Genomic DNA, 5,851 nt, shown 5'->3' with positions numbered 1-5,851 from the left:
TACGTCCAGTACGAGGACTTCCGGCCGGCACACCGAGAGCACGCACCGGACGCCGCTCCTTGACGGGCAAACGTTGCCTGCCGCGGCACTAGCTCAGACACCAGCCGCAGAACTCCTTGAAATGGTCCGAGGCCCGCCGCTACATGGGCCGTGAACTCCTCGCCAAGGCCCGCCTCCACCCGATCGAGTCAGAAACCGACGAGACCGCCCTGCCCACCGAAGTCACCGCACAGCCGCAAAACGAGATCACCGAGTGGCCGTCGACACACCACTCCAGCGGACGTGACCGGGGCTGCTCGGCGTTTCGGCACCGGAACGCATGTGAGCAGGCGACCGCGATCCCGTCCGGGGGGGCGCGGCGCCGACCCCAACTCCCGTTGGAACAAATCCTCGTGACTTCCCTCGCGCTGCTACACAGCCGAGGGGAGGCCGCGATCGGCCCGATACGGGACGGAGGCCTGCCGGAGGAATGACGGACTCATGATCCTCGTCGGAAGGGGCGGCCGGGCGTCGGCCGCCCCACGAGTCCGCCGGGGCCGCGCCCGGTGGCAGACGGAAGTGAGTCCACCTTGCGCAAGTCAGTGAGCCGACGGGCGGTCATCTCCCTCGCGGGTGTCTGCGCGTTGGGAACCGTGTTCGCCATGGCACCCGGCGCCTCGGCGATCGTCGGTGGAGTGCCGGTACCGGACGGCGAGCGGCCCTTCGTCGTACAGATCGAGCAACAGGGCGACGACGGGACCTGGTCGCACTACTGCGGCGGAACACTCGTCCACAGCCGCGTTGTCGCCACCGCGGCGCACTGCGCCAGGTTCGCCGAGCAGGGCATGGTCAAGATCCGGCTGGTCCTGGGGCGGACCGACTCGAGCACGTCCGGCGGAACAGTGGTGACCGGCGACCGCTTCTCCGTCTACAGCCACCCCGACTTCGACACCGTGACCAACACGGACCTGGGGCTCATCGTGCTCGACAGCTCGGTCGACCAGCCTAGCGCGGCCCTGCCACCGCTGGGAACGCAGCTGCGGCCGGGGCGTCTCGTACGCGCCGCCGGTTGGGGACGTACCGATCTCGACGATCCGAACAAGCCCTCCCGTATGCACGAAGCGAAGTTGCCCGTCAACAAGTTCGACACGGAGGGCGGTGTCTGGGACAAGGAGTTCATCTGCGCGGGCACCGCCGAATCCCGGGTCGCCCCCGGGGACAGCGGGGGACCGTTGTTCGATACGAAGGCCTCCGGCAAAACGGTCGTGTACGGGCTCGTGACCGGGGACACGAACACCTGCACCGGGCTCTTCACGAACCTGGCCGACCCCACCATCTGGAAGCCGTTCCGCGACCCGCTCGCCTCTCATGGGCTCGGGCACGTCATCCCGGACTGAATCACACGGGTGGCGTGCTGGGTGAAGTCGCTCCCTTCGGGGGCGGCTTCACTTCCCGCCGAGAGATCGCCGATACGCGGCCGATACACGGTTGAGCCTGGGCGGAGGCACGGTTCTGGCAGGGTGAGAGAGCCCCTGAACCTACCTCCGGACGGAAAAGATGCCCGCTTCAGCAGCCGACGGGGGCGCGCCTGTGTCCATGCCCGCGCCCGTGACGATCCTGCTCGTCGAGGACGACGCGGTGATCCGCAGATCCGTCACGATGGCGCTGGAGCGCTACGGCTACCGCGTCACCGCTGCCGCCGACGGCCTGACCGGGCTCGAACTGTTCCGGGAGGGCCGGCACGACCTGCTGTTGCTGGACGTGATGCTGCCCGGCCTCGACGGCATCGGGCTGTGCCGCCGGATCCGGGAGACCAGCATGGATCCCGTCCTGATGATGTCGGCGCGCGGCGACGCCCTGGACGTCGTCTCCGGCCTGGAGGCAGGGGCCGACGACTACGTGGTCAAGCCCGTCGACACCGCCGTGCTGGTGGCCCGGATCCGTTCGCTGCTGCGGCGGGCCACCTTCACCCCGGCCCCCGGCCCGGCGGCCGGGCCCGTGCTCGATCGTCCGGGCCTGTCGGACCCGCTGGACCGGTCGGAGGGGCCCGGCCGAGACCGGCACGCTCGGCTCGTCTTCGGCGACCTGGCCATCGACACGGGCGGCCTGGAGGTGTTCCGGGCCGGTGAACCGGTCGCGCTGGCCCCCACCGAACTGCGGCTGCTGCTGGAGTTCGCCGCGAACCCGGGCATCGTGCTGGACCGGCAGACCCTGCTGCGCGACGTGTGGGACTACGGCTGGGACGGCGACAGCCGCGTGGTCGACCTGTGCGTGCAGCGCCTGCGGAAGAAGATCGGGGCCGAGCGGATCGAGACCGTCCGCGGCTTCGGCTACAAGCTGCGGCGCTGACGTGGAGACCGTACGCGCGCTGCCGCACTGGCGTTCGCTGCGCTGGAAGATCACGCTGCTCGTCACCGTGGCGTGCTGTGCCATCGCGGTGACCGTCGGGCTGCTGGTCCACCGCAGCACCCTGGAACGGTCGATGACCGACGGTGCGGCCAAGGCCCTGACCCAGTTGTCCGACGCTGTGGAGGACTACGAGCGGGACGGCGTCCCGCCCGACGGTCTGGTCGTCTCGCCCGGGGAGATGCCCGACGAACTCCTGCGCCGCCTCCAGGACCGGCAGGGCAGGGCGGTCGGCTCCGCCACCTGGTACGACGGCGACAGCCCCGGCGACCACCCCTCGATGTGGGCCGTTCGGACCCTCCGTGGCGCTCCCGTGGCGGTGAGCGCCGACATGACCTCCGACCTGCTCACCCGGCGGGCGCTGGACCGGCACATGTGGAAGTACTCCCTGGCGGCGCTGGCGGTCGTCGTACCGCTGTCGGCGCTTGCCGCCGAGTTGCCGATCCGGAGGCTGCGCCGGGTGGCGCGGACCGCCCGCCGGATCGCCGGGGGCGACCTGGCCGCCAGGACCGCGGCCGGTGGCCGGGGCGGTGACGAGATCACCGAGATCTCGGCCACCGTCGACTCGATGGCCGACAGTCTGCGCGAACGTCTGCTGACCGAGCAGCGCTTCACCGCCGACGTCGCCCATGAGTTGCGTACGCCCCTCATGGGCTTGGTGACCGCGAGCGGGCTGCTTCCCGAGGGCGAGACCACCGACCTGGTGCGTGACCGGGTGGGGGTGCTGCGGACGCTGGTGGAGGAGCTGCTGGAGATCTCCCGGCTCGACGCGGGCGCCGAGCGGGCTGAACTCAGGCCCGTACCGCTCGCTGAGATGGTCGGAGAGTCCGTGGCCCGCACCGGGCTGGACACGCGGTTCACCGCCACCGGTGCCCTGTCGGCGGAGACCGATCCGCGCCGGCTCGACCGTATCGTCGCCAACCTCGTTGTCAACGCCCACCGGCACGGCCGCACGCCCGTCGAGGTCGAGGTGGCCGGGACGACCGTGACCGTACGGGACCACGGCCCGGGCTACTCGGCGGAGTTGCTCGCGGACGGCCCGCAGCGATTCCGCACGGGTGCGTCGGAGCGCGGCCACGGGCACGGCCTCGGGCTGACCATCGCGCTGGGGCAGGCCCGGGTCATCGGGGCGTCGCTGGAGTTCGCGAACGCTCCCGACGGCGGGGCGCTCGCCACCCTCCGGCTGCCGCCCGCGGGCTGACGCCGAACGGCCGATATCGAACGGATGCCCGGCCGAGCGGTGCCCGATCCGTGGCCGGAGCCGAGCGGAGATCCGCCCCGCGGAAGGTGGTCGACGTGCGTGAACGCCGCGCACCCGCCCCCTTGGAGGTGTCCCTCCCATGTCACCGGTTCCCTTTTCCGGAGAGCCCGGCGCAGGCCGGGCCCAGCCCTCGTGGTCCACCGGCTCATGGCTCCCGCCCCGCTGGCACGACCGGTCCGGGCGGCGCGTCACGGCCGGCCTCGCCGCGGGCGCCACCGCACTGGTCACCCTGGCGGTCCTCGCCGTCGCCGTGTTCACCTCCGGCAACAGCCCGGGAACCGGAGCGGGTTCGCTGCCGTGGCCGGCTGAGGGGCAGACGAGCGTGGTGGTCGAGGGCCTCGGCGCCCACGGTGACCTCGGTACGCGGGGCGAGCGGACACCGGTGCCGATCGCCAGCGTCACCAAGGTGATGACCGCCTACGTGATCCTCCGCGACCGTCCGCTGCGCGCGGGCGAGGACGGCCCCCTCGTCACCGTCGACCGGACCGCCGCGAACGAGTCCGTCTCGGGCGTGGAGTCGAGCGTGCCGGTCAGGGAGGGTATGCGGCTGAGTGAACGACAGCTGCTGGAACTGCTGTTGATCCCCTCCGGCAACAACATCGCCCGGCTGCTGGCCCGCTGGAACGCCAGCTCGCAGGAGGCCTTCGTCACGAAGACGAACCGGGCCGCCCGTGACCTGGGGATGCGCCACACCACCTACACCGGCGCCAGCGGCATCGAACCCACGACCACCAGCACCTCGGCCGACCAGCTGAGGCTGGCCCGCCGGGTCATGCGCGACGAGGTGTTCCGGACCATCGTCGCCATGCCCAGCACCACCGTGCCCGGTGCCCCCGGGACGATCCGCAACACCAACACCCTGCTCGGCACGGCGAGCGTGATCGGCCTCAAGACCGGCTCCAGCACTCCCGCCGGCGGCGCCCTGATGTGGGCGGCCACCGCGTCCGACAAGGATGGCCGGGACCGGCTGATCCTCGGAGTGGTGCTGCACCAGCGCGCTGGCACCGACCCCCGGCAGGGGCTGCGGGCCGCTCTCGCCACGAGCCACGCGCTGATCGAGGGCGTACGGCGTTGGCTGTCGACGACCTCGCCCGGAACACGGTGAGACGGCAGTGACAAACTCCCTCGACACCGCGCCCGCCCGGCCGGAACCCGATTCCATCCGCCCACGGAACGAGGACACCGGCGGCCGGCGGCCGCCGCTGGTCCTCGGCTCGCTCGCGGTCCTGGCCACGCTGGTGATGCTGGGCCACGCCCTCGTCCCCAACCGGGTCGGCCGTCTCGGCAGCCTCGTCGAGACCTTCCTGCCCTGGACGGGTCTGGCCGTGCCGCTGCTGCTCCTGTGCGCCCTGGCCCGCCGGTCCAGGGCCGCCGCCGTATCCGTGCTGCTGCCGGCCGTCGTCTGGTGCTCGCTCTTCGGCGGGACACTCGTCGACAAACGGGAGGACGGCGGCAACCTGACCGTCGTGACGCACAACGTCAACGAACACAATCCGCGGCCGGTGCGCACCGCCCGTGCCCTGGCCGCCTCCGGCGCGGACGTGGTGGCTCTCGAAGAGCTGGGCGGCCCGTCGACAGCGGCGTACGAGAGAACGCTGGCCGGCACCTACCCGTACCACTCCGTGCAGGGCACGGTCGGTCTGTGGAGCAGGTATCCGGTCGCCGACGCCCGTGCGGTCGACATCGCGCCCTGGCCACGTGCCCTGCGCGCCACCGTCCGCACGCCCGAGGGACCGGTCGCGGTCTTCGTCGTCCATCTGATGTCCGTCCGCTTCACCGCCGGCTCGGGGTTCACCTCCGACGCACGTGACGCGGCCGCGCGGCGACTCACCGCCGCCGTGCGCGCCGAGCTGCTCCCCCGCACGATCCTCGTGGGCGACCTGAACGGTACGACCGACGACCGGGCGTTTTCCGGGCTCACCTCCCAACTGCGGTCCGTGCAGGCCGAGTCGGGCGCGGGGTTCGGTGCCAGCTGGCCGGCCTCGTTCCCGGTGGCCCGGATCGACCACATCCTCGTACGCGGTGTGGAGCCGCGGTCCGCCTGGACCCTCCCGGCCACCGGCAGCGACCACCTGCCGGTGGCGGCGTCGGTGCGGGTGTGAGCGCGGGCTTCCGGAACGGCTAGTGCCGCGGCAGGCAACGTTCGCCCCGTCGCGACGCCCGGCACGCACCGGACGCCGCTCCTTGACGGGCAAACGTTGCCTG

The 5,851-nt window shown here is 71.9% G+C and carries 5 protein-coding genes; all 5 read left to right on the top strand.

Going from position 1 to position 5,851, the window contains the following annotated elements; translation table 11 throughout:
- Positions 1–569 precede the first annotated feature (569 nt).
- The 5 genes from AB0J04_RS45140 to AB0J04_RS45120 all read left to right on the top strand — a co-directional run bounded on the left by AB0J04_RS45140 (position 570) and on the right by AB0J04_RS45120 (position 5,748).
- On the top strand, positions 570–1,376 hold the full coding sequence (locus tag AB0J04_RS45140) for a serine protease (protein WP_363174547.1): 807 nt from the start codon (positions 570–572) through the stop codon (positions 1,374–1,376).
- Positions 1,377–1,575: 199 nt separating this feature from the next.
- On the top strand, positions 1,576–2,328 hold the full coding sequence (cseB, locus tag AB0J04_RS45135; protein ID WP_363174546.1) for a two-component system response regulator CseB: 753 nt from the start codon (positions 1,576–1,578) through the stop codon (positions 2,326–2,328).
- Between the two features lies 1 nt (position 2,329).
- On the top strand, positions 2,330–3,586 hold the full coding sequence (locus AB0J04_RS45130) for a HAMP domain-containing sensor histidine kinase (protein WP_363174545.1): 1,257 nt from the start codon (positions 2,330–2,332) through the stop codon (positions 3,584–3,586).
- A 139-nt stretch (positions 3,587–3,725) separates the two neighbouring features.
- Positions 3,726–4,751 (top strand): D-alanyl-D-alanine carboxypeptidase, encoded by a 1,026-nt coding sequence (locus tag AB0J04_RS45125; protein WP_363174544.1) that lies wholly within the window; start codon positions 3,726–3,728, stop codon positions 4,749–4,751.
- A gap of 55 nt (positions 4,752–4,806) precedes the next feature.
- On the top strand, positions 4,807–5,748 hold the full coding sequence (locus AB0J04_RS45120) for an endonuclease/exonuclease/phosphatase family protein (protein WP_363174548.1): 942 nt from the start codon (positions 4,807–4,809) through the stop codon (positions 5,746–5,748).
- Positions 5,749–5,851 lie beyond the last annotated feature (103 nt).

The organism is Streptomyces sp. NPDC050263 (genome assembly GCF_040655955.1).
Classification (GTDB): Bacteria; Actinomycetota; Actinomycetes; order Streptomycetales; family Streptomycetaceae; genus Streptomyces.
Note: the sequence above shows the minus strand (reverse complement) of the source record. Positions and strands in the feature narration are given on the sequence as shown.